The sequence below is a fragment of the Nocardioides pakistanensis genome (assembly GCF_054781215.1).
On the sequence record NZ_BAAGUV010000033.1, the window covers coordinates 72,120 to 96,087 of the forward strand.

General features: G+C 71.9%; 26 protein-coding genes. 12 read left to right on the forward strand and 14 right to left on the reverse strand.

Annotation, left to right across the window (positions count from 1 at the left end):
* The gene (locus ACYVIH_RS12880; RefSeq protein ID WP_460869851.1) at positions 1–1,122 is read left to right on the forward strand and encodes a hypothetical protein; all 1,122 of its coding nucleotides are present in this window, start codon (positions 1–3) and stop codon (positions 1,120–1,122) included.
* A gap of 19 nt (positions 1,123–1,141) precedes the next feature.
* Here the strand turns inward: ACYVIH_RS12880 and ACYVIH_RS12885 are convergent, their stop codons facing one another.
* The 5 genes from ACYVIH_RS12885 to msrA form a co-directional block, all read right to left on the reverse strand.
* Positions 1,142–1,492, reverse strand: coding sequence for a cupin domain-containing protein (locus ACYVIH_RS12885; protein ID WP_460869852.1), 351 nt, complete (start codon positions 1,490–1,492; stop codon positions 1,142–1,144).
* A gap of 71 nt (positions 1,493–1,563) precedes the next feature.
* Positions 1,564–2,508, reverse strand: a complete 945-nt coding sequence (locus ACYVIH_RS12890; RefSeq protein ID WP_460869853.1) for a S1C family serine protease — start codon at positions 2,506–2,508, stop codon at positions 1,564–1,566.
* Between the two features lie 56 nt (positions 2,509–2,564).
* Positions 2,565–3,170, reverse strand: coding sequence for an NADPH-dependent F420 reductase (locus ACYVIH_RS12895; RefSeq protein WP_460869854.1), 606 nt, complete (start codon positions 3,168–3,170; stop codon positions 2,565–2,567).
* A gap of 63 nt (positions 3,171–3,233) precedes the next feature.
* The gene (locus tag ACYVIH_RS12900; protein ID WP_460869855.1) at positions 3,234–3,605 is read right to left on the reverse strand and encodes a VOC family protein; all 372 of its coding nucleotides are present in this window, start codon (positions 3,603–3,605) and stop codon (positions 3,234–3,236) included.
* A gap of 158 nt (positions 3,606–3,763) precedes the next feature.
* Positions 3,764–4,411 carry a peptide-methionine (S)-S-oxide reductase MsrA gene (msrA, locus tag ACYVIH_RS12905; RefSeq protein WP_460869961.1) on the reverse strand — a complete coding sequence of 216 codons (648 nt, stop codon included), beginning with the start codon at positions 4,409–4,411 and terminating at the stop codon, positions 3,764–3,766.
* A gap of 153 nt (positions 4,412–4,564) precedes the next feature.
* Here msrA and ACYVIH_RS12910 point away from each other — a divergent pair, with 153 nt between their 5' ends.
* The 3 genes from ACYVIH_RS12910 (at position 4,565) to ACYVIH_RS12920 (ending at position 8,530) form a co-directional block, all read left to right on the forward strand.
* Positions 4,565–5,734 (forward strand): cystathionine gamma-synthase, encoded by a 1,170-nt coding sequence (locus tag ACYVIH_RS12910; protein WP_460869856.1) that lies wholly within the window; start codon positions 4,565–4,567, stop codon positions 5,732–5,734.
* Positions 5,735–5,819: 85 nt separating this feature from the next.
* Positions 5,820–7,220, forward strand: a complete 1,401-nt coding sequence (locus tag ACYVIH_RS12915; protein WP_460869857.1) for a glutamate mutase L — start codon at positions 5,820–5,822, stop codon at positions 7,218–7,220.
* 20 nt (positions 7,221–7,240) lie between these two features.
* Positions 7,241–8,530, forward strand: coding sequence for an AI-2E family transporter (locus ACYVIH_RS12920; RefSeq protein ID WP_460869858.1), 1,290 nt, complete (start codon positions 7,241–7,243; stop codon positions 8,528–8,530).
* On the opposite strand, the gene ACYVIH_RS12925 is transcribed toward ACYVIH_RS12920, so the two are convergent.
* Both ACYVIH_RS12925 and ACYVIH_RS12930 read right to left on the reverse strand, forming a co-directional pair.
* Positions 8,518–10,104, reverse strand: coding sequence for an MDR family MFS transporter (locus ACYVIH_RS12925; RefSeq protein WP_460869859.1), 1,587 nt, complete (start codon positions 10,102–10,104; stop codon positions 8,518–8,520). The genes ACYVIH_RS12920 and ACYVIH_RS12925 overlap by 13 nt on opposite strands.
* Positions 10,101–10,586: a MarR family winged helix-turn-helix transcriptional regulator gene (locus ACYVIH_RS12930; protein WP_460869860.1), complete on the reverse strand. Its 486-nt coding sequence runs from the start codon at positions 10,584–10,586 to the stop codon at positions 10,101–10,103. Before ACYVIH_RS12930 ends, ACYVIH_RS12925 begins: the two co-directional genes overlap by 4 nt.
* 93 nt (positions 10,587–10,679) lie before the next feature.
* Here ACYVIH_RS12930 and ilvA point away from each other — a divergent pair, with 93 nt between their 5' ends.
* Entirely contained in the window at positions 10,680–11,927 is a 1,248-nt protein-coding gene (gene ilvA / locus ACYVIH_RS12935) for a threonine ammonia-lyase (RefSeq protein ID WP_460869861.1), read from the forward strand.
* A 79-nt stretch (positions 11,928–12,006) separates the two neighbouring features.
* Here ilvA and greA read toward each other — a convergent pair whose 3' ends face one another.
* Together greA and ACYVIH_RS12945 are read right to left on the reverse strand one after the other, a co-directional pair.
* Positions 12,007–12,510, reverse strand: a complete 504-nt coding sequence (gene greA / locus ACYVIH_RS12940; protein WP_460869862.1) for a transcription elongation factor GreA — start codon at positions 12,508–12,510, stop codon at positions 12,007–12,009.
* Between the two features lie 151 nt (positions 12,511–12,661).
* Positions 12,662–13,066, reverse strand: a complete 405-nt coding sequence (locus ACYVIH_RS12945; protein WP_460869863.1) for a DUF4307 domain-containing protein — start codon at positions 13,064–13,066, stop codon at positions 12,662–12,664.
* 23 nt (positions 13,067–13,089) lie between these two features.
* On the opposite strand from ACYVIH_RS12945, the gene mca reads away from it, so the two are divergent.
* Together mca and ACYVIH_RS12955 are read left to right on the forward strand one after the other, a co-directional pair.
* On the forward strand, positions 13,090–13,968 hold the full coding sequence (gene mca, locus ACYVIH_RS12950) for a mycothiol conjugate amidase Mca (protein WP_460869864.1): 879 nt from the start codon (positions 13,090–13,092) through the stop codon (positions 13,966–13,968).
* Positions 13,965–14,216 (forward strand): hypothetical protein, encoded by a 252-nt coding sequence (locus ACYVIH_RS12955; RefSeq protein ID WP_460869865.1) that lies wholly within the window; start codon positions 13,965–13,967, stop codon positions 14,214–14,216. The genes mca and ACYVIH_RS12955 overlap by 4 nt, the downstream gene beginning before the upstream one ends.
* 77 nt (positions 14,217–14,293) lie before the next feature.
* Here the strand turns inward: ACYVIH_RS12955 and ACYVIH_RS12960 are convergent, their stop codons facing one another.
* The 4 genes from ACYVIH_RS12960 to trxA are packed head-to-tail and all read right to left on the reverse strand — an operon-like array spanning position 14,294 to position 15,996.
* A complete protein-coding gene (locus ACYVIH_RS12960; protein ID WP_460869866.1) occupies positions 14,294–14,932 on the reverse strand; it encodes a class I SAM-dependent methyltransferase in 639 nt (212 codons plus the stop codon).
* 11 nt (positions 14,933–14,943) lie between these two features.
* The gene (locus ACYVIH_RS12965) at positions 14,944–15,210 is read right to left on the reverse strand and encodes a metal-sensitive transcriptional regulator (protein WP_460869867.1); all 267 of its coding nucleotides are present in this window, start codon (positions 15,208–15,210) and stop codon (positions 14,944–14,946) included.
* 19 nt (positions 15,211–15,229) lie between these two features.
* The gene (locus ACYVIH_RS12970) at positions 15,230–15,619 is read right to left on the reverse strand and encodes a DUF302 domain-containing protein (RefSeq protein WP_460869868.1); all 390 of its coding nucleotides are present in this window, start codon (positions 15,617–15,619) and stop codon (positions 15,230–15,232) included.
* On the reverse strand, positions 15,616–15,996 hold the full coding sequence (trxA, locus tag ACYVIH_RS12975; RefSeq protein WP_460869869.1) for a thioredoxin: 381 nt from the start codon (positions 15,994–15,996) through the stop codon (positions 15,616–15,618). The genes ACYVIH_RS12970 and trxA overlap by 4 nt, the downstream gene beginning before the upstream one ends.
* Before the next feature lie 220 nt (positions 15,997–16,216).
* Here trxA and ACYVIH_RS12980 point away from each other — a divergent pair, with 220 nt between their 5' ends.
* The 4 genes from ACYVIH_RS12980 to ACYVIH_RS12995 all read left to right on the forward strand — a co-directional run bounded on the left by ACYVIH_RS12980 (position 16,217) and on the right by ACYVIH_RS12995 (position 20,571).
* Entirely contained in the window at positions 16,217–16,558 is a 342-nt protein-coding gene (locus tag ACYVIH_RS12980; protein WP_460869870.1) for a rhodanese-like domain-containing protein, read from the forward strand.
* Positions 16,555–17,919, forward strand: coding sequence for an MBL fold metallo-hydrolase (locus ACYVIH_RS12985; protein ID WP_460869871.1), 1,365 nt, complete (start codon positions 16,555–16,557; stop codon positions 17,917–17,919). The genes ACYVIH_RS12980 and ACYVIH_RS12985 overlap by 4 nt, the downstream gene beginning before the upstream one ends.
* A 15-nt stretch (positions 17,920–17,934) precedes the next feature.
* The gene (locus tag ACYVIH_RS12990; protein WP_460869872.1) at positions 17,935–18,297 is read left to right on the forward strand and encodes a rhodanese-like domain-containing protein; all 363 of its coding nucleotides are present in this window, start codon (positions 17,935–17,937) and stop codon (positions 18,295–18,297) included.
* A gap of 513 nt (positions 18,298–18,810) precedes the next feature.
* Positions 18,811–20,571 carry a SpoIVB peptidase S55 domain-containing protein gene (locus tag ACYVIH_RS12995; protein WP_460869873.1) on the forward strand — a complete coding sequence of 587 codons (1,761 nt, stop codon included), beginning with the start codon at positions 18,811–18,813 and terminating at the stop codon, positions 20,569–20,571.
* A 47-nt stretch (positions 20,572–20,618) separates the two neighbouring features.
* Here the strand turns inward: ACYVIH_RS12995 and ACYVIH_RS13000 are convergent, their stop codons facing one another.
* Positions 20,619–21,524, reverse strand: coding sequence for a haloalkane dehalogenase (locus ACYVIH_RS13000; protein WP_460869874.1), 906 nt, complete (start codon positions 21,522–21,524; stop codon positions 20,619–20,621).
* 230 nt (positions 21,525–21,754) lie between these two features.
* Here ACYVIH_RS13000 and ACYVIH_RS13005 point away from each other — a divergent pair, with 230 nt between their 5' ends.
* Positions 21,755–23,770: a thioredoxin domain-containing protein gene (locus ACYVIH_RS13005; protein ID WP_460869875.1), complete on the forward strand. Its 2,016-nt coding sequence runs from the start codon at positions 21,755–21,757 to the stop codon at positions 23,768–23,770.
* Positions 23,771–23,968 lie beyond the last annotated feature (198 nt).

Genomic DNA, 23,968 nt, shown 5'->3' on the forward strand with positions numbered 1-23,968 from the left:
GTGTGGTGGGGACTTGTCAGCGACGACCCGCTGCCGTGGCTGCTGCGGGCCGAGGACCCGGCAGCCCGGTGGGTGCTGCTGACCGGGTTGCTCGACGTGGACCCGGGGTCGGCTGTCGTGCGTGCCGTGCACCAGGAGGTCGTCGGACACGCCGCGACGAGGCAGCTGGTCGAGCGTCTCCCGGAGTGGACGGCCGGAGACCGACTGTCGGGTCACAACAGCCCGGCGTTCGCCCCGAACCTGCTCGACCTGCTCGCCGACATGGGTGTGGGAGCCGGCGACTTCGAGGAGGTGGAGCGGCTGCTCGACGACATGGTGACCCACCAGGAGGACAGCGGCCGGTTCCCGTCGTACGCCGCGCTGCGTGGTGGAGAGCAACCGGTCTGGGGCGCGCTGCTCTGCGACAGCCACGCGATCCTCGAGGTGCTCGTCCGGTTCGGCCGCGGCGACGACGACCGGGTGCGCGCCGGCCTGGCCCGGATGGCGGCCGACCTCACCGACACCGCGCAGGGGCGGGCGTGGCCGTGCCTCCCGCACTCGACCGGGGGCTGGCGCGGGCCGGGCCGCAAGGGTGACTTCTGCCCGATGGTCACGGTCCAGGCGTTGCGGACCTTCGCCCGGCTCGACCCGTCGGCCCGGCCCGACGGGCTGCTCTACGTCGCTCGTGTCGCGCTCCGCGCGTGGCGGGTCCGCGGGTCGGAGAAGCCCTACATGTTCGGCCACGGCCGCCAGTTCAAGACGGTGAAGTGGCCCTCGACCTGGTACGGCGCCTACGCGTTGCTCGACGCGCTGGGCAGGTACCCGGAGCTGGGGCGGGACGACCCGGCAGGCGAGGACGCGCAGGCGCTGGCCGAGCTGGCGGCGTGCCTGGTCGCCTACAACGTGTCGGTCGACGGCACGGTCACGCCGCGGTCGACGTACCGGGGCTTCGAGGGCCACTCCTTCGGGCAGAAGAAGCTGCCCTCGTCGCTGGCCACCGCGTTGCTCGGGACCGTCGTGCACCGGCTCGACGACCTCGCCCCGCTGGCCGCGAAGGTGGACGTGCTCGCGCTCGGCAGCTCCAAGGGCGGCACCGGGGCCGTGATGCCCCCGGCTGTCCACGCGGGCGGCACAGCCGACTGACCGGCCCCCTTACGGCCCGTCAGGTGCTGGGGCCGAGGTCCGCCGCAGGTCCCGGCTCGGCGACGGTGCCGGCCGGCTCCTTGAGCTCCACGAACAGCACGTGTGTCGGGGTGTCCCCGATGTTCTCGCCGTGGTGCTCCTGGGCGGCGAGCCAACCGACGCTCCCGGCCTCCAGAGCAACGTCACGCGACGTGTCGCCGGAGACCAGGCGGCGGCGGAAGGTCGAGAGCGTGTACATCACGCTGTCGGGGTGGCGGTGCGGGGTGGTGTGGTCGCCGGGGGCGTCGATGTACTCCAGGACGCGCACCCGCTCGTTCTCGAACACCACCTTGTAGTGCTCGGGGTTGGTCACGGCAGGATCGAGATCCATGCAGTCCACGATGCACCGGCGGTGGGCCGGAGGGAATGCCGGTCTGGGCCGGGCTTCGGACACTGCCGGCGTCAGTCCGCGAGCTCGATGGGCACCGCCACGGCATCGACCAGCGCACCGTTGCGGAGCACGGTGATCTCCATCCGTTGCCCGATGGCCTCGGTGAACAGCCTCTTCTGCAGCGACTGGGCGTCGTTCAGCGACGTGCCGTCGACGGCCAGGACGACGTCGCCGGCCCGCAGCCCACTGAGGGCCGCCGGGCTGTTCGGCACTGCCTCCACGACCCGGAGTGCCCGGCGTTGCCCGAAACGGTCCGCCTGCGCCGGGGGCAACGGCGTGGGCGTGGTCACCAGGCCGAGGTAGGCCCGGCGGACCCGGCCGTCGTGCATCAGGGCGTGGATGATTCCGTGGGTGGTCGCGTTCATCGGTACGGCCAGGCCCAGGCCGATCCCGGCGACCGCCGTACTGATGCCGACCACGCGGCCGCGGCTGTCGGCCAGCGCCCCACCGGAGTTGCCGGGGTTGAGCGCGGCGTCGGTCTGGATGACGTCCTCGATCAGCCGGGCGGCGGTGCGCGAGCGCGCCGGCATGCTGCGTCCCAGGGCGCTCACCACGCCGGCGGTCACGGTCCCGGCCAGGTCCAGCGGGTTGCCGACCGCGACGACGAGGGAGCCGACGAGGAGGTCGTCTGCGTCGCCGTACTCGGGCGGGCTCGGCACCGGACGGTCGGCGCGCACGACCGCGAGGTCGGAGAGCGGGTCGCGGCCGACGACGTGGAAGCGGGCGACGGTGCCGTCGGCGAACTCCGCCGTACCGCCTTCGGCGTCACCGACCACGTGGGAGTTGGTGAGCAGGTGACCCTCGCCGGTGAGCACCACGGCGGACCCGGCCGACTCGCCCCGTGCCACCCGGATGCGCAGGGCGGCCACCCGCGGCGTCAGCTGCGCCGCGACGGTGGTGACGATCGCCGAGTAGGCGTCCAAGGCGCCCTGACCGGCGTCGGACTCGCTGGTCATCACCGGTACAACCCAAGACCGGCCGCCCGGATTCCCGGACTCGCCCGATGGCCCGGTCAACCTCGGAGCAGCCGGAACGCGTGGTTCCACGTCCCGGTGCGGGCGCCGTGGCGGACCCAGGCGATGCACATCGGCTCGAGGTAGCGGCTCGCCTCGATCCCGCCGAGGTCGACCACGTCCCAGCCGGTGCTCCGCAGCAGCTCGGCCACGATGGCCTTGGCGTCCTCGGAGTCACCGCCGACGAACATCGACGGCGGCCCCCCAGGGAGGTCCGGGTCCACCATGAGGGCGTTGCCCACGGTGTTGTAGGCCTTCACCACGTCGGCTTCGGGCACCGCCCGCTGCACCTGCTCCCCGAGGGAGTCGGTGTGCCCGACGAAGAGGCCGGGACCGCCCCCGGAGAAGTCCAAAGGGTTCGTGGTGTCCACGAGCACCTTGTCGTGCAGCTCGTCGCGGACGCTCGTGGCAACCTCGACGGCGGCGGTGCCCAGCACCGCGAGGAACACGAGGTCCGCGTCTCGTGCCACCGCCGACGGCGGTCCGACGGGGAGCTCCTCGACCGCCTCCTTGCGAGTGCCGATGCGGACCTCGTGGCGGTGACGAGCCAGGCCCCGTGCGAGCGCCTGACCGACGGCACCGCTGCCCAGGATGCCGATGCGCATGTGTCGACGATACGCGCACGAGGGCCGTTCGCCACGGGGCGAAGCTTCCGTGCCGGCCGTCTGTCAGCGCAGCTCGGAGGCCATCAGCAGGTTGCCGTCGGGGTCCCGGAACGTCACGAAGCGGAGACTGCCGATGTCCTCGACGTCGGAGACATCGTCGGCTCCGAGCGCCATCAGATGGGCCACGGTGGAGTCCAGGTCCTCGGTCAGGAAGAAGTACCTGGCCGGGCCGGAGGCGACGAAGCCCGGCTGGTTGGCGTCCAGGCACAGGTACGGCGGCCCGTCCGTCGGGATGTCGAAGATCGTGTCCGCGTGGCCCAGATGTCCGGCGTCGGCGTCGAAGCCGAAAAGTCGGGAGTACCACTCCACCGCAGCCGGCATGTTGCGCACGGGGATGAAGACCTGACCGACGCGGGTGCTCAGCGGGCTGCTCATGAGCGCCGAGGCTACTTCTCGGGCCGCCGTGACGTGTGACCGCCACCCCGCGGGGCCGATTGGACGTGCACTTGCGCGCAGCATCGGCGCTGCCTGCGCCCGGTGGCCCGCGTCGAGGGTCGCGAGTGCACGTCGTTCTGGCCCCGCCACGGGGGCCGTCAGGCCGTGGCGGGGAACGGCACGCCGGTGGCCGAGTGGCAGCGGTACCCGTTGGGGTTCTTGTAGAGGTACTGCTGGTGGTGGTCCTCGGCGTAGTAGTACGTCGGGGCCGGCTCGATCTCGGTGGTGATCGGGCCGTAGCCGCGCTCGCGGAGTACCGGCTCGTAGGCCGAGGTCAGCTCCCGGGCGATCCGGTCCTGCTCGTCGCTGAGCGTGTAGATCGCCGAGCGGTACTGCGTGCCGACGTCGTTGCCCTGCCGCATGCCCTGGGTCGGGTCGTGAAACTCGTAGAACGCCTTCACCAGCTCGGCGTAGGACACGCGCTTCGGGTCGAAGACGACACGGACGGCCTCGGTGTGCCCGGTGCGGCCGGTGCACACCTCCTCGTAGGACGGGTGCGGCGTGATGCCGCCGGCGTACCCGACGCTCGTCGACCACACCCCGGGCATCTGCCAGTAGATCTCCTCGGCACCCCAGAAGCAGCCCAGGCCGAAGACCGCGACCTCGTAGCCGGCCGGGATGTTGGACTCGTCGGTCACCAGCGGCGCGTCGAGGACGAGGTGGCGCTCGGCGAGCGGGAACCAGCGCTCGCCACGGCCGGGCAGCGCCTCGTCGCGGCTGGGCATCTCGACCTTGCGGTTGAACAGCACTCTGGTCTCCTCGGGGTGCGGCCTGGTGGCGCGGTCTACCACGTTGACTGGGTTAACCGGCATCTGGCACGGCACATTCCCCCAGGTGCCGGTTTCCCTGGACAACATGGGAGACCGCGGGTGCGCCGAACCCCAGGTAGGGTCGCCCACGTGAGCGAGCAGACCCCAGCAGACGTCCAGAAGACCGGGTTCGAGACGCGTGCGATCCACGCCGGCTACGACCCCGACCCGATGACCGGCGCGGTGATCCCGCCGATCTACGCCACCAGCACCTACAAGCAGGACGGCGTCGGCGGGATGCGTGGCGGCTACGAGTACTCCCGCACCGCGAACCCCACGCGCACGGCGCTGGAGGGGAACCTCGCGGCGCTGGAGGAGGGCGAGCGCGGGTTCGCGTTCGCCAGCGGGCTGGCCGCCGAGGACACGCTGCTGCGCACGGTCTGCCGGCCCGGCGACCACGTGGTCATCCCCGACGACGCGTACGGCGGCACCTACCGGCTGTTCTCCAAGGTGGCCGAGCCGTGGGGGCTCGAGCACACCCCTGCCCAGGTCGCCGACGTCGATGCGGTGCGCGCCGCGATCCAGCCGGGTCGGACCAAGATCGTGTGGGTCGAGACCCCGACCAACCCGCTGCTCAACATCGCCGACATCGAGGCGCTCGCCGCCGTGGCGCACGACGCCGGCGCGCTGCTCGTGGTCGACAACACCTTTGCCTCGCCGTACCTCCAGCAGCCGCTCACCCTCGGCGCCGACGTCGTCGTGCACTCGACCACGAAGTACTGCGGCGGCCACTCCGACGTCGTCGGTGGCGCGCTGGTCGTCCGTGACCACGACCTCGCCGACCGGATCGCGTTCAACCAGAACTCCATCGGCGCGGTCGCCGGCCCGTTCGACTCCTGGCTGGTGCTGCGCGGCCTGAAGACCCTCGGCGTGCGGATGGACCGGCACTGCGACAACGCCGAGCGCGTCGTGGAGTTCCTCCAGGCGCACCCCGCGGTCACGCAGGTGATCTACCCCGGCCTCGCCGAGCACCCCGGGCACGAGGTGGCGAGCCGGCAGATGAAGAGGTACGGCGGCATCGTCTCGTTCCGCGTCAAGGACGGCGAGGCCAAGGCGCTCGACGTCTGCGCGAAGGCGAACGTGTTCACCCTCGGTGAGTCGCTGGGCGGGGTCGAGTCGCTGATCGAGCACCCGGGCCGGATGACGCATGCCTCGGTCGCCGGCACCGAGCTCGAGGTCCCGGCGGACCTGATCCGGCTCAGCGTCGGCATCGAGACCGTCGAGGACCTGATCGCCGACCTCGACCAGGCGCTGGGGTGACCGGTACCTCCCACGAGCTGCGGACGGTTCCCCCGCGTCATGCCGCGTGTGGAGCGTCCATAACCCCGCGTTACAAGGGGTTGGGGTGGGGCTGATCGCGTGCGTCGACTTCGGGTCGACGTTCACCAAGGCCGCGCTGGTCGATGCGCAGTCCGGTGAGCTGCTCGCCACGGCGAGCCACCGTACGACGATCGACACCGACGTCCTCGACGGCTGGGACGCCTGCCTCGAGCAGCTCGCGCAGACCGACCCGCACGCCACGACGGCCGAGGTGCTCGCCTGCTCCAGCGCCGGCGGCGGGCTGCGCATCGCCGTGGTCGGCAACGAGGAGCTCGTCACCGCGGAGGCCGGGCGGCGCGTGGCGCTGTCCAGCGGCGGGCGGGTGGTGCACGTCGTCGGCGGTGGCCTCGACGAGCCGAAGCTCGACGCGCTTCACGACAGCCGCCCGGACGTCGTACTCCTCGTCGGCGGCACCGACGGCGGCAACGCCGAGGTGCTACTGCAGTGCGCCGGGGCGCTGGCCGACGCGGCCTGGCCGGGGCCGGTGGTGGTGGCCGGCAACGTCGACGCCCACGACGAGGTCGCCGGTCTGTTGGACGGGGCGGGGACGCCGTACGTGCTCGCCGACAACGTCGTGCCCCGGATCGGCGTGCTCGCACCCGACTCGGCCCGCGCCGCGATCCGCGAGGTGTTCCTGCGGCACGTGATCGGCGGCAAGCACCTCTCACAGCGCAGCGACCCTGAAGGCCGCGGCTTCACCGACATGGTCCGAGGCGCGACACCCGACATCGTGCTCAGCGCCGTCGAGCTGCTCGCGCACGGCCTCGACGAGGAGCGTCCGGGCGCCGGGGACGTCGTCGTCGTGGACGTCGGCGGCGCTACCACCGACGTGTACTCCGTCGTCGAGGTGGACCCCGAAGACTCCGGGCTGTCCCGGGAGGTGGTCGCCACGACCGCGGCCTCCCGCACCGTCGAGGGGGACCTCGGCATGCGGTGGAGCGCGACGTCGACCGTGGAGGCCGGCGTCGCGGCGGGCCTGGTCCCGGAGGCCGACCACGCCGAGGCCCGGGCGGCCGCCGCGCACCGGCACGCGAACCCGGCCTTCGTCCCCGCCGACGAGGAGGAGTGCCGTCGCGACCGCGAGCTCGCGTCGGTCGCGATCGGGGTGGCGCTGCGCCGGCACGCAGGCCGCTCGCAGGTGGAGTTCACCGCCGACGAGAGCGGACCGGGCCGCGTGGTGCGGCGCAGCGGCAAGGACCTGCGCGAGGTGAGCCTCATGGTCGGCTCCGGCGGGGTACTGCGGCACAGCGACGACGACGCGGCCGAGGTGATGCTGCGGCTGCTGGCCGACGACGGGCAGGGCTGGCAGCTGCCGGAGAAGCCGCGGGTGGTCGTGGACACCGACTACGTGCTGGCCGCGGCCGGGCTGATCGCCGAGGACCACCCCGGTGCGGCGTACCGGCTGCTTGAGCGGTTGCGGGGCTGATCTCTTCTACGCTGTCGGCCATGGGTATGGGGAAGAGGCTGACCGGGGGCTTCGGCAAGTGGCGTGAGCAGCAGCGGCGCGCCTCCGAGGACCGGGTCGCCGAGCGGTTCGCGGTGCAGCTGGCGCACCAGTGGGCCAGCGTGCGCGCCGACCGGCGGCAGGAGGAGACGCCGCCGGTGATCGAGGCGGGCCCCTCCAACTTCTCCCGCGCCCAGGTGCCGCACGGCGTCGATCTCGCGGCTGCCTGGTCGTGGCGGTTCCTGGTGATCGTCGCCGCCGGCTACGTCGTGCTGTGGGTGCTGGCCTTCTTCTCCGTGATCACCATCCCGCTGGTGGTCGCGCTGCTGTTCGCGGCGCTCGCCGCACCCGTGGTCGACCTGCTGCAGAAGGGCGGCCTCAACCGCACCTTCGCGGCGATCTTCGCCGTGGTCGGCGGCCTGGCCTCGCTGGGGCTGCTGCTGACCTTCGTCGGCCAGCAGATCAGCCAGGGGTTCAACGACCTGTCCGAGCAGGTGGTCGACGGGCTCGGCGAGATCCGCACCTGGCTGCGCGAGGGCCCGCTGCACGCCAGCGACTCGCAGATCTCCGACTTCATCGCCCAGGCGCAGGAGGTCGTGGTCAGCAGCAACGAGCAGATCGTGTCCCGGGCCACCGCCGTCGGCACCACGCTCAGCTACATCGTGGCCGGCTTCTTCATCGTGCTGTTCGCGACCTACTTCTTCCTCGCCGACGGGGCGCGGATCTGGGCCTGGCTGGTGCGGCTGTTCCCGCGCGCTGCGCGCACCCGCGCCGACTCGTCGGGCCGCGCGGCCTGGTTCTCGCTGACCAAGTTCGTCCGCGCCACCGTGCTGGTCGCCCTGGTCGACGCCCTCGGCATCATGCTCGTGGCCTACCTGCTCGACCTGCCGCTGGCCTTCGCGATCGGCGTGCTGGTGTTCATCAGCTCGTTCATCCCGATGGTCGGCGCCACGCTGTCCGGCGCCGTCGCGGTGCTCGTCGCGCTGGTCGACCAGGGGCCGGTGGTGGCGCTGGTGATGCTGATCGGCGTCGTGGTCGTGCAACAGGTGGAGTCCAACATCCTGCAGCCGTTCCTGATGGGCCGGTTCGTGTCGGTGCACCCGCTCGGCGTGCTGGTCGCGATCGGGTGCGGGATCGTGGTCGCCGGCATCGCGGGCGCGCTGATCGCCGTACCCCTGGTCGCGGCGTTGAACGCGGTCGCCACCCACCTGGCCGGCGACGGCGAGGCTGCGCCGCCGGAGGAGACCGTGCCGGAGGTCGCCCTGCCGCCGGAGCCCGGTCACCCCTCCTGAGCGGTCCCCTGGGCAGGACCGGCCGGGGCCGGCACCGCCGGTTCAGTGGCGCCGGTGCGGGTCCCCAGCGGCAGCTCCTTGAGGAAGAGCACCACCACGAGCGCCACCAGGACCAGAGGTACGGCGGTCAGGAACATGTCGTGCAGCGCGTTGCTGAACGCCCCGGTCACCATGCCGTGCAGCGGCTCGGGGAGCTGCTGGATCGCGGTCACGTCGTTGGCGAGGTCCTGCGGATCCCCGACCGCCTCGGGTGAGGCACCCGGCGGCAGGTCCTGGAACGCGTCGGCGAGGTGGTGGGAGAGCCGGCTGGAGAGGATCGCACCGAACAGCGCGGTGCCGAACGAGCCACCCATCTGCCGGAAGAACGCCACCGACGCGGTGGCCACGCCCATGTCCGACCGGTCCACGGAGTTCTGCACGACGACCACCAGCACCTGCATGGTGAAGCCGAGGCCGAGGCCCATCACGAACATCGACAGGCCGGCGCGCCAGTACGGGGTGTCGGTGCCGAGCGTGGAGAGCAGGAACAGCGCCCCGGTGACGATCGCGGCGCCGAGGATCGGGAACACCTTGTAGCGGCCGGTGCGGCTCATCAGCTGGCCGGCCCCGATCGAGGTCGTGAAGATGCCGACCACCATCGGCAGCATCGCCAGGCCGGACCGGGTCGGGCTCATCCCGTCGACGACCTGCAGGTAGACGGGGATGAAGATCATCGACCCGAACATCGCGATGCCGATCATGAAGCCGAACAGGTTCGAGATCGAGAACACCGAGTTGCCGAACAGTCGCATCGGGATGATCGGCTCGACCGCCCGCAGCTCGACGAACACGAACACCACCGCGAGCACCAGGCCGGCGGCGAGCAGGGTGAGCCCGGTCGGGTCGCCCCAGCCGAGCTCGGGACCGGCCCACGCGGTGTAGAGCAGGATCGAGGTGACCGAGGCGACCACGACCGCGGCGCCGAGGTAGTCGATGGTGTGCTCGCGGCGCACGTGCGGGATCTTCAGCGCCGCGGAGGTGACGACCAGCGCGACCAGACCCAGCGGGATGTTGATGAAGAAGATCCACTGCCAGCCCGGGCCGTCGGCGAACCAGCCGCCGAGCACCGGGCCGAGCACCGACGAGGTGCCGAACACGGCGGCGAAGTAGCCCTGGTAGCGGCCGCGCTCACGGGGCGGGATGACGTCGCCGATGGTGGCCATCGCCAGCGCCATCAGGCCGCCGCCACCGAGTCCTTGAACCGCACGGAAGACGATCAGATGGTCGATGTTCTGCGAGAACCCGGACAGCAGCGAGCCGACGAGGAAGGTCACGATCGCGATCTGGAACAGCAGCCGCCGGCCGTAGAGGTCGGAGATCTTGCCCCACAGCGGTGTGGACGCGGTGGCGGTCAGCAGGTAGGCGGTGACCACCCACGACAGCTTGTCGAGGCCACCGAGCTCGCTGGTGATCCGCGGCAGGGCGGTGCCCACGATGCTCTGGTCGAGCGCGGAGAGGAACAGACCGACCATCAACCCGGCCATGACCACCAGGATCTGGCGGTGGGTGAGGTAGCCGTCGGTGTCGGGGGTCACGGGGTCTCCTGGTGGTCGAGCTCGTCGATGAGGCGGGTGAGGAGGAGGCGCAGCTGCTCGCGGTCCTCCGGCGGCCAGCCGGTCATCAGGTCGGCGACCAGCCGGCGGCGGCGGGCAGCGCCCGCGTCGAGACGGGTGCGGCCCTCGGGGGAGAGGCCGATCCGGTGGGCCCGGCCGTCGTCGGGGTCCGGGCTGCGCTCGAGCAGGCCCCGGTCCTCGAGGTGGCGGACCTGGCGGCTGACCGTGGAGGCGTCGACCTCGAGGGCGGTGGCCAGCGTGGAGAGCCGCAGCGGCCCGCGCTGGCGCAGCACCTTCATCAGCCAGATGGCGCCCAGGTCGAGCTCCTCGCCGGGCAGCCGTTGCCGCATCCGCCGGCCCAGCCGGGCCAGGGTCGTCATCACCGCCTCCTCGGCGGTAGCCGGACCGTCGTACGACGGGCGGGGGGCCGGGGCGCGGGGGGCCGAGGAACGGGCGGACTGCATCGGACCAGGATGCGCGTCTTGCATGTGCCATGCAAGTTGTTTTCGAGCGGCGGGGGACCACGTGCACGCCGACCGGACGCCTAGGGTGAGGCCATGGACACCGAGACCCCCCTGAGCGACGCCGCGCAGGTGCTGATCCCCACGCTCGAGGACATCCGCGAGGGTGCCGAGAGCCTGCGCGGGGTGGCGATCGAGACTCCGATGGAGGAGTCGCGCTGGCTGTCGGCGGTGGCCGGCGGCCCGGTGCTGCTCAAGTGCGAGAACCTCCAGCGCACCGGTTCGTTCAAGATCCGCGGTGCCTACCTGCGGATGTCCCGGCTCAGCGCGGAGGAGCGCGCTCACGGCGTGGTCGCGGCCAGCGCCGGCAACCACGCGCAGGGCGTGGCGCTCGCCGCGAGCCTGCTCGGGATCAGGTCGACGGTGTTCATGCCGGTGGGCGCGCCGATCCCCAAGGAGAAGGCCACCCGGGGCTACGGCGCGGAGGTGGTCTTCGAGGGGCAGACCGTCGACGAGGCGCTGGTGCGGGCCAAGGCGTTCGCCGCGGAGACCGGCGCGGTGCTGATCCACCCGTTCGACCACTTCGACATCGTGGCCGGCCAGGGGTCGTGCGGCCTGGAGATCCTGCAGCAGGCTCCGGGGGCGCGCACGGTGGTCGTGCCGACCGGCGGCGGCGGGCTGCTCGCCGGGATCGCGACCGCGGTGAAGGGGGTCGACCCGGACGTCCGGGTGGTCGGCGTGCAGGCCGAGGGCGCGGCGGCGTACCCGCGGTCACTGGCCGAGCACCACCCGGTCCCGCTCGCCGGCATGTCGACGATGGCCGACGGGATCGCGGTCGGGTGCCCGGGGGAGGTGCCGTTCCATGCGGTGGAGGAGTACGTCGACGAGATCGTCACCGTCAGCGAGGAGTCGCTGTCTCGGGCGCTGCTGATGCTGCTCGAGCGCGCCAAGCTGGTCGTCGAGCCGGCCGGCGCGGCGGCCGTCGCGGCGCTGATGGACCACCCCGACCGGTTCCCGACGCCGGCCGTCGCGGTGCTCTCCGGGGGCAACGTCGACCCGCTGCTGCTGATGCGGGTGATCCGGCACGGCATGGCCGCGGCCGGACGCTACCTGCACTTCTGGGTGCGCATCCCGGACCTGCCCGGCGGCCTCGCCAAGCTGCTGGCCGAGCTCGCCGAGCTCGACGCCAACGTGCTCGACGTGGTCCACGAGCGCACCTCGGCTCACCTGCACCTCGGCGAGGTGGAGGTCGCGATGCAGGTCGAGACCCGCGGGCCGCAGCACGCCGAGCGGCTGCTCGCCCGGCTGCGCGAACGCGGCTACCCGGTCACCGAGCACCGCTGAGCCGCCCGGAGACGACGAAGCGGCCACGGCGACGCCCGGGAGCGTCGGCGTGGCCGCCTCGTGGAGCGACCGGTGCCGGTCAGGCCCCTTCGTAGGGGACGGCGTCGACGATCTCGACCTTGAGCTCCTTGCCGTTGGGAGCGTCGAAGGTGACCACGTCGCCGCGCTTCTTGCCGATGATCGCCGAGCCGAGCGGCGACTGGGGGGAGTACACCTCGAGGTCCTCGGGGGTCTCGATCTCGCGGGCACCGAGCAGGAAGACCTCCTCCTCGTCGTCGCCGACGAAGCGGGTGGTCACCTTCATGCCCGGCTCGACGACGCCGTCGTCGGGAGGCGTCTCGCCGACCTCGGCGCGGCGCAGCATGTCCTCGAGCTGGCGGATGCGGCCCTCGACCTTGCCCTGCTCCTCGCGGGCGGCGTGGTAGCCGCCGTTCTCCTTGAGGTCACCCTCGTCGCGGGCGGCGCTGATCCGCGCGATGACCTCGCTGCGAACCGGCCCCCGAAGGTGCTCGAGCTCGGCCTGGAGCTTGTCGAAAGCCTCCTGGGTCAGCCAGATCACGTTCTGGTCGCTGGACTGCGTCACTGGTCGCGCTCCTGAGTGGTTGTCGTGGTGGGCCGGTGTCGCACCGGCCCGGGTTGGTACGGGGAAGCCCGTCAGGGCAAGTGCATGAGTCTATCAACGCCGACGGCGCGCGGGGTAATCCCGCAACGGCCGGTCGAGGGCGCCCGCCGGCTCAGCGCCGCCGGCTCTGCTCCCCGGTGCGGCACCCGATCAGGTCCACGGTGGTGGCCTCGCGCTCGGTGCGGACCCGCTCGGTGAGCTGCTGCACGCGCTCCCCGCCGGGGCCGACGTCCACGTTGAGCTCGCCGACCGTGGAGTGGTCCGGGGCCTGGGCCCGGAGCAGGCACGAGGCGCTCACGTCCGTCGTACGCCGGGCGACGGTGAACGTCGCGGTGACGGTGTGCTCGTCGAGCACCTCGAAGGAGACCAGCTCGGAGGTCACGTCGGGGTCGGAGTGGCCGACCGCCGCCCAGACCACCCAGCCCAGGAACGCGGCCGCGAGCACGGCGGCGACGGCGACCGTCGACCGTCGGCGGGCCGTGGAAGGGGTCCCGTAGCGGGTCGCCAGGTCGGTCACGACCACATTCTAGGATTGCCCCCATGCTCCGACTCATGCACGTCCACGCCCACCCCGACGACGAGTCGAGCAAGGGTGCGGCCACCACCGCCAAGTACGTCGCCGAAGGGGTCGACGTGCACGTGGTCACCTGCACCGGCGGGGAGCGCGGCTCGGTGCTCAACCCGAAGATGGACCGTCCCGAGGTCTGGGAGAACATTGCCGAGATCCGCCGCAAGGAGATGGACGCCGCCCGGGAGATCCTCGGCGTCCGCCAGGACTGGCTCGGCTTCGTCGACTCCGGCTGGCCGGAGGGCGACCCGCCGCCTCCGCTGCCGGAGGGCTGCTTCGCGCTGGTGCCGGTCGAGGAGGCCGCCGAGCCGCTGGTCCGGCTGATCCGGGAGTTCCGGCCGCACGTGCTGACCACCTACGACGAGAAGGGCGGTTACCCGCACCCGGACCACATCATGTGCCACCGGGTGAGCGTCGAGGCGTTCGAGGCGGCCGGCGACCCGGAGCGCTACCCCGACGCCGGCGAGCCGTGGCAGCCGCTGAAGCTGTACTACCACCACTCCTTCCACCGCGACCGCACCCAGGCGCTGCACGACGAGATGATCGTGCGCGGGCTGACCTCCCCCTACGAGGAGCGGCTGTCGAACTGGGAGCCCGATCCCGAGCACGCGCAGCGGATCACCACCCGGGTGCCCTGCGCGGAGTACTTCCCGGTGCGCGACCAGGCGCTGCTGGCGCACGCCACGCAGATCGACCCCGACGGGGCATGGTTCGCCTGCCCGCTGGACGTGCACCAGAAGGCCTGGCCGACCGAGGACTACGAGCTGGTGCGCTCCTACGTCGACAGCGAGGTCCCGGAGGACGACCTGTTCGCCGGGGTGCGTGAGTGGGTTGAGAAGATGGAGTCATGACCCCCCTCTCCGTGACCCTCGGCGCCGCTCTGGTGCCGTTCAACCAGGACATCCCCGACCCGGAGGACGTGACCGCCGGTGGGGTCGGCGCGGTCGTCCTCGTGCTGCTCGCGCTCGCCGTGGTGGTGCTGATCCTCAGCTTCCGCAAGCAGCTGAAGAAGGTGCGCTTCGACCAGTCCGAGGAGCACACGGAGCAGGGCGAGGACGCCCCGGAGCAGCCCGAGAACGGCGGCAGCTACAAGCCCTGACGCGATCTTCGTCGAGCCGGGCGACGGGGCGCCGGCCAGCGGGCGTCGGTCAGCGGGCGTCGGTCAGCGGGCGTCGGTCAGCGGGGGTCGGTGCGTACGACGCGCACCAGGGCGTCGTAGGCCACCCGTGGCGACGGGTCTTCGGCGCCCTCGGGCGCGGGCGCCTCGCGGCCGACCCGCTCGGCGCGCACCACCTCGAAGCGCTCGCCGTCGAGGTCGGCCAGCACGTCCTCGGCGGTGAAGAGCACGTCGGGGTGCTGCGGGCCGCCGGTGCCCTCGGTGAGGTTGCTGCTGTCGTGGGCGACCACGAGGAGCGTGCCGCCGTCGCGCAACGAGCCGAACGCCCGGCGTACGGCCGTCCGGCGCTCCTCGGCCGGCAGCTGGAGGTAGGCGATCACGGCGAGGTCGTACCGGCCCTCGCCGAGGTCGTCGCGCACGGCGTCGGCGCGGACCCAGTCGATGTCGAGGTCGGCGCCTCGCTCGTGGTGGGCCAGCAGGGCGCGGCCCTTGTCGAGGCCGGCCTGGGAGAAGTCGAGGGCGGTGACCCGCCAGCCCCGCTCGGCCAGCCAGATGCTGTTGCGCCCCTCCCCGGCCGCGACGTCGATCGCGCGGCCGGGGGAGAGGTCAGCAAGCTCGGACTCGACGAACTGGTTGGGTCGCGACGACCACACCAGCTCGGTGTCGGCGTACCGGCGGTCCCAGTCCGAGACGTCCATGGAGGACCTTCTCACGCGAGCGAGAGGAAGAGCTTCTCCATCTTCGCGGTGTCCAGGGCGGCGGCGTCGCCCTCCTGGACCACGCACTGCCGCAGGCCCGAGGCGATGATCGCGAAGCCGGCCTTGTCGAGCGCGCGGCTCACCGCAGCGAGCTGCGTGACGACGTCCTCGCACTGGCGGCCTTCGTCGAGCATCTTGATGACGCCGCTCAGCTGGCCCTGGGCACGCTTGAGGCGGTTGATCACCGCGACCATCTCATCGGCGGGCAGTTCCATCATCGTTTCCTTCTGTTCGTGGCTACGCCGACAGCGAAGCCAGAGCCTTCTCGAGGCGCTGCTTGGCCTCGTCGGCCACCGGCCGCAGGTCCTCATTGTCCGTCATGGACACCATGGTCTCGGGGTCGACCACCTCGACCACGGTGCCGTCCTGGGCCTCGCGGACCACGACGTTGCACGGCAGCAGCAGCCCGATGGACGGCTCGGCCTGCAGGGAGGCGTAGGCAAGCGGCGGCCGGCACGCGCCCAGGATGACCTGGGCCGGCACGTCGACGTCGAGCTTCTTCTTCAGCGTCGCCTTCATGTCGATCTCGGTCAGGACGCCGAAGCCCTGCTCGCCGAGCGCGGTCTTGACCGCCTCGACGGTCTCGGCGTACGGCGCGCTGACGGTCCTGGTGAGGGCGTAGCTCATGCCTGACCCCCGTCCTGGGCCTGCTGCGCGGCGACGGCGGCGTGGACCTCTTCCATGTTCAGGTCCTTGACCGCGGTGATCACCTGGTCGAGGGCCGCCGGCGGCAGTGCGCCAGGCTGGGCGAAGACGAGCACGCCCTCGCGGAAGGCCATCAGCGTCGGGATCGAGGTGATGTTCGCAGCGCGGGCGAGCGCCTGCTCGGCCTCGGTGTCGACCTTGCCGAAGACGATGTCCGTGTGCTGCTCGGAGGCCTTCTCGTAGGTCGGCGCGAACTGGCGGCAGGGACCGCACCAGGCAGCCCAGAAGTCCACCAGGACGATGTCGTTGTCGGCGACCGTCTGCTCGAAGTCGGCCGCGCCCAGGTTAACCGTTGCCATGTGCTCATCCCTCCAGGGAGTTTGATCGTAATACCTGTGGGGGTATAACCCGGCGTGTTTCCGGTTCATTCCCCCGGCCGCGTCGTGGCCGCGGTCACAGGCTGGTCGGTTCTTTCGACCGTACGGGGGTACCCAGGGAATGGATCCGACACCCGTCTCGTTGGAGGCGGTATACCCCCTAGGGTATGTGACGTCGAAAACCGAAAGGACTGATGGACGTATGCGCGAGGTCGACATCGACCGGTTCGCCGAGGCCCACGCGGAGGGCGCCAAGGTGGTGGACGTCCGCGAGGCCCGAGAGTACGTCGAGGGGCACGTCCCCGGCGCCGAGCTGATCCCGATGGGCTACGTGCCCAGCCAGATGGCGCGGCTGCCCAAGGACGAGCCGGTCTACCTGATCTGCCGCTCCGGGAACCGGAGCCTGGCGATGGCCGACTTCCTGATCGCCTCCGGCTACGACGCCCGCTCGGTCGCGGGCGGCACCGTCGAGTGGGCGCGCTCGGGCCGCGAGCTCGTCGCGGGCCGTGAGCCCGGCCGGACCATGGAGAGGAGCGCGTCATGACCGACATCCGGATCCGCACCATCGAGACCCCGTCCCTGGGGGACCGCAGCTACCTCGTCCACGACGGCGAGGTCGCCCTCGTGGTCGACCCGCAGCGCGACATCGACCGGGTCCTGGACCTGGCAGCAGCCGAGGGAGTGGAGGTCACGCACGTCTTCGAGACCCACATCCACAACGACTACGTCACCGGCGGGCTCGCCCTCGCCGAGCGGACCGGTGCCAGCTACCACGTCAATGCCGAGGACCAGGTCGGCTTCGAACGCACCCCGATCCGCGACGGCGACACGGTGGCCGTCGGTGACCGGATGACGGTCCGGGCGATCCACACGCCGGGCCACACCTTCACCCACCTGTCGTTCGCGGTCGAGGCCGACGGCAAGCCGCTGGCGGTGTTCACCGGCGGGTCGCTGCTGTACGGCGCGACCGGCCGGCCGGACCTGCTGGGCAGCGAGCACACCGAGGAGCTCACCCACCTCCAGCACCGCTCCGCGCAGCGGCTGGCCGAGCTTCCCGACGACACCGGCGTCTTCCCCACGCACGGCTTCGGCAGCTTCTGCGCCGCCGGCTCGTCGGACGACCAGCCTTCGGAGTCGACGATCGGCCGCGAGAAGCAGGCCAACCCCGCGCTCACCGAGAGCGAGGAGGCCTACGTCCGGCAGATCATCGACGGCCTGGACGTCTACCCGGCCTACTACGCCCACATGAGTCCCGCGAACGCCGCGGGCCCCGGGGAGCCGGACCTGTCGACGCCCCACCGCGCCGAGGCGGACGAGCTGCGCCGGCGCCTGGAGGCCGGCGAGTGGCTGGTCGACCTGCGCACCAAGACCGCGTTCGCCGCCGGCCACGCGCCGGGCACCTACAACTTCGGCATCGACGGGCAGTTCTCCACCTACGTCGGCTGGATGATGAAGTGGGGCACCCCGATCACGCTGCTCGGCGAGTCCGAGGAGCAGGTCGCCGAGGCGCAGCGGGAGCTGGTGCGGATCGGCATCGACCAGGTCGCCGCGAGCGCCACCGGCAAGCCGGACTCCTGGACCACCGAGGAGCTGGGCAGCTACCCGGTCGCGACGTTCCCCGACCTGGCCGACGTCCGGCACCACCGCGCGGTGACCGTGCTCGACGTACGCCGGGCCTCGGAGTACGACGAGCAGCACCTCGAGGGTGCGGTGAACATCCCCATCCACGAGATCGCCGAGCGGGTCGACGAGGCCCCGACCGGCGAGGTCTGGGTGCACTGCGCAAGCGGCTACCGGGCCTCGATCGCCGCCTCGTTCCTGGCCGCAGCCGGCCGCAACGTCGTGCTGATCGACGACGAGTACGACAAGGCCGCGGACGCCGGCCTGCCCATCACCAAGAGCTGAAGGAGACAACCTGCGATGGGGTTCTTCGACACCCTGTTCAAGAAGCCGTACCGCGTGGTCGACCCGGCCGAGGCCAAGGAGGCCGTGGAACGCGGCGCGGTGCTGCTCGACGTGCGGGAGCCGCACGAGTGGAAGAGCGGTCACGCCCCGAAGGCGCGACACATCCCGCTGGGCCAGCTCGGTTCGCGTGTCGGCGAGCTGCCGCGCAACCGCGAGATCCTCGTGGTCTGTCGCTCCGGCGCGCGTTCGGCCCGTGCGGCGAAGCTGCTCTCCGCCCAGCGCGGCGACGTCGCCAACGTCAAGGGCGGCATGGGCGCATGGGCCCGTCAGGGCCTGCCGGTGGTCGCCAAGGGCGGCGGTCCCGGCCGCGTCGCCTAGACCAGCTCTCCCTCTCGGGAATGATCGTGCAGATCGCACCGTTGAGGGTTGAGAACCGGATACCCCCCGGGGTATAGTTGTCCATAGGTAACCCACCCCGACCCACTTGGAGTACCACATGTGTTTCCCCGTTAACTGCCCCTCTTGCCGGAAGACCACCTGGAGCGGCTGCGGCATGCACGTCGACGCCGTCATGTCGAGCGTTCCCGAGGACCGCAAGTGCGAGTGCCGCTGACGCAGCACTGAGCTCCGAGCAGTCGGCTCCCGCCTCACCGAGGCGGGAGCCGACTGTCATTTGTGGGGGTTCGGGAACGGCCTGCCTCCGATGGGTAGCAGGCGTCGGGACCTACGCCCCTGCCTTCCGGTACGGCGCCGACGGACCGTGGAACCAAGGGCCGTTGCCCCATGCGCGGCAACGGATTCAGTCAGGGGGTTCCTATGGCCCGGCAGCTGTTCCAGTCATCACGCACCGACCCCACCCCGGGGACGGGCACACGCCGACGGTCACGGACGGTGCTCGCCGCCGTGGGCGTCGCGGCTCTGCTCGCCGCCGACGCGACGACCGGCGTCCCGACCGCCCACTCGGCACCGGACCCGGCGTGTCCCGAGGCGTTCCCTGTCGCGCAGCTGGCCGAGGGTCAGCCCGTGCACGGGCTCACCGTGAGCAAGGGCACCGTCCCGAGCGCGTTCACCGGCGAGGTGATCGGGGTCCTGGAGGACGGCATCACGACCGACCTCGACCTGGTCCTCGTCGAGCTGCAGTCGCCTGAGCTCACCGCCGCCGGGGGTATCTGGGCCGGCATGTCCGGCTCGCCGGTCTACGCCGCCGACGGCCGCCTGATCGGTGCGGTGTCCTACGGCCTGGCCTCCAGTCCCACGATGGTCACCGGCCTGACCCCGGCGGCCGACATGGAGGCGCTGCTCGAGCAGAGCCCGACCGCGGCGGAGCGCTCGCTCGCCGCTGCCCCGGACACCGTCACGCTGCCACGCGCCCTGGCGCGAGAGCTGGTCGCCTCGGGGGCGGCCGGGACCGACGAGGTCGCGGGTGGACTCGCCCGCCTGCGCGTGCCGATGGGCGTCTCCGGCCTGAGCACCCGGCGGCTTCGTCAGGCGGAGCGGCTGCAGGGCCTGGACGGCGTGCGGCTCTTCCAGACCTCCGCAGCGCCGCTGGCCGGCCAGAACGGCCCGATCGTGCCCGGCGGCAACGTGGCGGCCTCGCTCTCCTACGGCGCCTTCACCGCCGCCTACGTCGGGACCGTCACAGCCGTCTGTGGCGACGAGGTGCTCAGCTTCGGGCACGCCCTCGAGCACAGCGGACCGACGTCCCTGACCATGCACTCGGCCACGGCCCTGCTCGTCCAGCCGGATCCGTTCTGGGGCGGTGCCTACAAGGTGACCAACATCGGGGCTCCCACCGGCAGCATGGACGCGGACCGCTTCGCCGGTGTGCACGGCCTGCTCGGTGACCCGCCGGCCGCGACGACCGTCACGTCGGTGGTCACCGCCGAGGGCCGGTCCGGAGCCGGCACCACGAGGATCACCTACCAGGCATACATGCCCGACTTCGTCGCGACGAACATGTACTCGGTGCAGGACCGGATCTTCGACGCCTGGGGCAAGGGCACGGGTACGGCGACCTGGACGGTCACCGGCACCCGGGCGGCAGGGGTCCCGTTCAGCTACACGCGCAGCGACAGGTTCGCCTCCACCTGGGACGTCTCCTACGAGGTTCCCTGGGACCTCTACGACCAGCTCTGGCGCCTGCAGAACAACGACTTCGAGGCCGTGACGATCGACGAGGTCACGACCCGCTCCGACCTGTCCGCCGGCTACGCGCACTACGCCGTGAAGAGCGTGCAGGTGCGCAAGGCCGGGGTCTGGACCGACCTGGACCCCGACAAGGTCCTCCGGCTGCGTCCGGGCACCACGAAGCCGGTGCGGGTGCTGCTCAGGTCGGCGCAGCTCGGTGAGCGCGCCGTCGTGGTCGACGTACCGGTGCCTGTGCGCGCGGCCGGCAAGTCCGGCACCCTCATCATCACCGGCGGCAACAGCTTCGGTGGCGGGTACTACGAGGGCGACATGGCCGGCAGTGCCGGTGACTCGCTCGACGACCTGTTCAAGGAGTTCCGCACCACGCCGCGCAACGACACCGTGATCGCCGACCTCGAGCTCTACCGGGAGACCGGCACCCCGATCCGGCGGCAGGTGCGCGAGCGGGTGCAGGCAGTCGTGGACGGCAGCTTCAGCTTCTCGGTCCGCGGGATCCGCCGCTGACGTCACCCGGCGCCGAGGCCCCGGCGGTCCCCGGGGCCCGGTGTCGGTCAGCCGCGGACGAAGTCGGCGACCACCTCGCCGAGCCGGGCGCCGGCGTCCTCCTGGAGGAAGTGCCCGGCGCCCGCGATCACGGGGTGGTCGCGGTCCGCGGCGCCGGGGATCGTCTTGCGCAGGATCGGCGCCATCCCGCCGGTGATCGGGTCGGAGTCGCTGAAGGCGACCAGGAACGGCCTCTCCCAGCGTGCGAGCTCCGCCCAGGCGGCCCGGTTGGCCTCGGTCGCCGGGTCGTCCGGCGCGGTCGGGACCAGCAGCGGCATGGCCCGCGGGCCCGCCTTGTACTCCTCGGCGGGGAACGGAGCGTCGTAGGCCGCGCGCACCGCCTCGGGGAGCGGGTGCAGGCAGCCGGAGGCGACGAGGCGGCCGATGTCGAGGGTCTCGGCGGTCTCCACGGCGCGCCGGAACTGCCACCAGATGTCGGGCATCCCGTGGTCGCCGGTCGGCAGGCCGGTGTTGGCGGCGACCACGCCGGTGAACCGGTCCGGGTGCTCTGCGACGAGCCGCAGACCGATCAGCCCGCCCCAGTCCTGGCCGACGAGGGTGATGTCGTGCAGGTCGAGCGCGTCGAGGGTCAGGGCGCGCATCCACTCGACGTGCCGGGCGTAGGAGTGGTCCTCGATCGCCGCCGGCTTGTCGGAACGGCCGAAGCCGACCATGTCCGGCGCGATGCTGCGGATGCCGGCCGCGGCGAGCTCACGCATCACGTGGCGGTGGAGGAACGACCAGGTCGGTTCGCCGTGCAGGAGCAGCACCACCGGACCGTCGGCGGGCCCCGCCTCGACGTAGGCCATCCGCAGCCGGCCGCCGTCGCCGTCGGGGACGTCGGCGTACTGCACGGGGTAGGCGAAGTCGGGCAGGTCGAGGAACCGGTCGTCCGGCGTGCGCAGTACCTTCACGAGCCACACCCTGCCACGTCGGCGAGCGCCTGGTAACAGTCCGAGTGCTGTCGGGGCGCGCACGCAGCCGGGGGTCGCTGCAATCCTTCAGCTGAACGGTTGTGACGTGCGATCTCGCTCAGGACCGGTCACAAGGGTTCAGGTGAACGGTCGTGACGAGGGCGCCGGGTAGTCAGCCGTGGCAAGTTGGGTACGTCGATGATCGGCATGCCGTGACGAAGGGAGCCCCCGTGGCCAACCGGTTGGAGAAGGCGACCTCGCCGTATCTCCTCCAGCACAAGGACAATCCCGTCGACTGGTGGGAGTGGGGACCCGAGGCCTTCGAGGAGGCCCGGCGCCGTGACGTCCCGGTGCTGCTCAGCGTCGGCTACGCCGCCTGCCACTGGTGCCACGTGATGGCGCACGAGTCCTTCGAGGACGAGGCGACCGCGGCGGTGATGAACCAGAGCTTCGTCAACATCAAGGTCGACCGCGAGGAGCGGCCCGACGTCGACGCGGTGTACATGACCGCGACTACGGCGATGACCGGGCACGGCGGCTGGCCGATGACGGTGGTGCTCAACCACGACGGCGAGCCGTTCTTCGCCGGCACCTACTTCCCGGACAAGCCGCGGCACGGTCAGCCCGCCTTCACCGACGTGCTCCGAGCGCTCTCAGACGCCTGGCGCGACCGCCGCGAGGAGGTCGCCGGCGTCGCCGGCCGGATCCGCGAGCGGCTCCAGGCGGAGAACGCCCTCGGCTCCGGGGGTGCCCTCGACGAGGAGGTGCTCGAGGTCGCCGTCGACAAGCTGCGACGCGAGTTCGACCTCACCTCGGCCGGCTTCGGGACCTCGCCGAAGTTCCCGCCCTCGATGGTGCTGGAGTTCCTGCTGCGCCACCACGCCCGCACCGGCGACGAGCAGGCCGCGGAGATGGTGGCGGCCACCTGCCACGCGATGGCCCGCGGCGGGATGTACGACCAGCTCGGCGGTGGCTTCGCCCGCTACAGCGTGGACCGGCACTGGGTGGTCCCGCACTTCGAGAAGATGCTCTACGACAACGCTCAGCTGCTCGGCCTCTACGCCCGCTGGTGGCGGCAGAGCGGCGACCCGCTCGGGGAGCGGGTGGCGCGTGAGACCGCCGACTTCCTGCTGGCCGACCTGCTGACCGAGCAGGGCGGGTTCGCCTCCGCGCTCGACGCCGACTCCGAGGGGGTCGAGGGCAAGTTCTACGCCTGGACCCCCGACCAGCTCGTCGAGGTGCTCGGTGAGGACGACGGGCGCTGGGCGGCCGCGCTGCTGGAGGTCACCGAGCGCGGCACGTTCGAGCACGGCGCCTCGACGCTGCAGCTGCGCCAGGACCCCGACGACCCCGAGCGCTGGGCCGCGGTCCGGGCTCGGCTGCGCGAAGCCCGCGCCACCCGCGTCCCGCCGGCCCGCGACGACAAGGTCGTGGCCGCCTGGAACGGGCTGGCGATCTCCTCGCTGGCTCAGGCGGGGCTGCTGCTCGGGGAGCCGAGGTACGTCGAGGCGGCCGAGCGGGCAGCCGGGTTGCTGGTCGACGTACACCTCGTCGAGGGCGACGGCGGCACCCGCCTGCTGCGGGTGTCCCGGGACGGGGTCGCCGGAGCGCACGCCGGCGTCCTGGAGGACTACGGCTGCGTCGCCGACGCCTTCCTCGCGCTGCTCTCCGCGACGGGCGACCCGGTCTGGCTGCGGCGGGCGGGCGCGCTGCTGGACACCGCGCTGGACCGGTTCGCCGACGGCCAGGGCGGCTTCTACGACACCGCGGACGACGCCGAGGCCCTGGTCGCGCGGCCACGCGACCCCAGCGACAACGCCAGCCCCTCAGGGCAGTCCGCGCTGATGCACGCGCTGCTCGGGTATGCCGCGGTGACCGGCTCCGGCCGGCACCGCGACGCCGCCGAGGCGGGTCTCGGCGCCGTGCGGCTGCTGGCCGACCGGGTTCCGCAGTTCGCCGGCTGGTCGCTGGCGGCTGCGGAGGCGGCGCTGGCCGGGCCGCTGGAGATCGCGGTGGTCGGTGAGCCCGGGGACCCGCTGCGGGTCGAGCTCGAGCAGGTGGCGCGCCGTACGGTCAGCCCCGGCGCGGTCGTGGTGACCGGTGCCCCCGGGGCGTCCGGCGTGCCGCTGCTGGACGGGCGTGGCCTCGTCGGCGGTCGCGCGGCGGCGTACGTGTGCCGCGCGATGGTGTGCGAGCGCCCGGTCACCGACGCCGACGCGCTCCGCTCCTCCCTGGGCCGCCCCTGACGGGCATGACCCGCCCCCGGACGCGGAGAAGGGGAAGACCGGAGTGGTCTTCCCCTTCTGCGTGAATCAGCTTGTGCTCTTCACGGGCCTTCAGGCTCGTGTCGCGATCTCGAGGGTGAAGTCATAAGCAACACCTCCATCCGATCAAGCTGTTACCAGGTGCTTCGACGGTAACCCCGAACACCGCGGATGTGAAGC

Bases quoted from the DNA above. Each gene is read 5' to 3' on its own strand.
- ACYVIH_RS12885 (WP_460869852.1), bottom strand. From the start codon at position 1,492: ATGGATCTCGATCCTGCCGTGACCAACCCCGAGCACTACAAGGTGGTG.
- ACYVIH_RS12890 (WP_460869853.1), bottom strand. From the start codon at position 2,508: ATGACCAGCGAGTCCGACGCCGGTCAGGGCGCCTTGGACGCCTACTCG.
- ACYVIH_RS12895 (WP_460869854.1), bottom strand. From the start codon at position 3,170: ATGCGCATCGGCATCCTGGGCAGCGGTGCCGTCGGTCAGGCGCTCGCA.
- ACYVIH_RS12900 (WP_460869855.1), bottom strand. From the start codon at position 3,605: ATGAGCAGCCCGCTGAGCACCCGCGTCGGTCAGGTCTTCATCCCCGTG.
- ACYVIH_RS12920 (WP_460869858.1), top strand. From the start codon at position 7,241: ATGGGTATGGGGAAGAGGCTGACCGGGGGCTTCGGCAAGTGGCGTGAG.
- ACYVIH_RS12930 (WP_460869860.1), bottom strand. From the start codon at position 10,586: ATGCAGTCCGCCCGTTCCTCGGCCCCCCGCGCCCCGGCCCCCCGCCCG.
- ilvA (WP_460869861.1), top strand. From the start codon at position 10,680: ATGGACACCGAGACCCCCCTGAGCGACGCCGCGCAGGTGCTGATCCCC.
- mca (WP_460869864.1), top strand. From the start codon at position 13,090: ATGCTCCGACTCATGCACGTCCACGCCCACCCCGACGACGAGTCGAGC.
- ACYVIH_RS12955 (WP_460869865.1), top strand. From the start codon at position 13,965: ATGACCCCCCTCTCCGTGACCCTCGGCGCCGCTCTGGTGCCGTTCAAC.
- ACYVIH_RS12960 (WP_460869866.1), bottom strand. From the start codon at position 14,932: ATGGACGTCTCGGACTGGGACCGCCGGTACGCCGACACCGAGCTGGTG.
- ACYVIH_RS12965 (WP_460869867.1), bottom strand. From the start codon at position 15,210: ATGATGGAACTGCCCGCCGATGAGATGGTCGCGGTGATCAACCGCCTC.
- ACYVIH_RS12970 (WP_460869868.1), bottom strand. From the start codon at position 15,619: ATGAGCTACGCCCTCACCAGGACCGTCAGCGCGCCGTACGCCGAGACC.
- trxA (WP_460869869.1), bottom strand. From the start codon at position 15,996: ATGGCAACGGTTAACCTGGGCGCGGCCGACTTCGAGCAGACGGTCGCC.
- ACYVIH_RS12980 (WP_460869870.1), top strand. From the start codon at position 16,217: ATGCGCGAGGTCGACATCGACCGGTTCGCCGAGGCCCACGCGGAGGGC.
- ACYVIH_RS12985 (WP_460869871.1), top strand. From the start codon at position 16,555: ATGACCGACATCCGGATCCGCACCATCGAGACCCCGTCCCTGGGGGAC.
- ACYVIH_RS12990 (WP_460869872.1), top strand. From the start codon at position 17,935: ATGGGGTTCTTCGACACCCTGTTCAAGAAGCCGTACCGCGTGGTCGAC.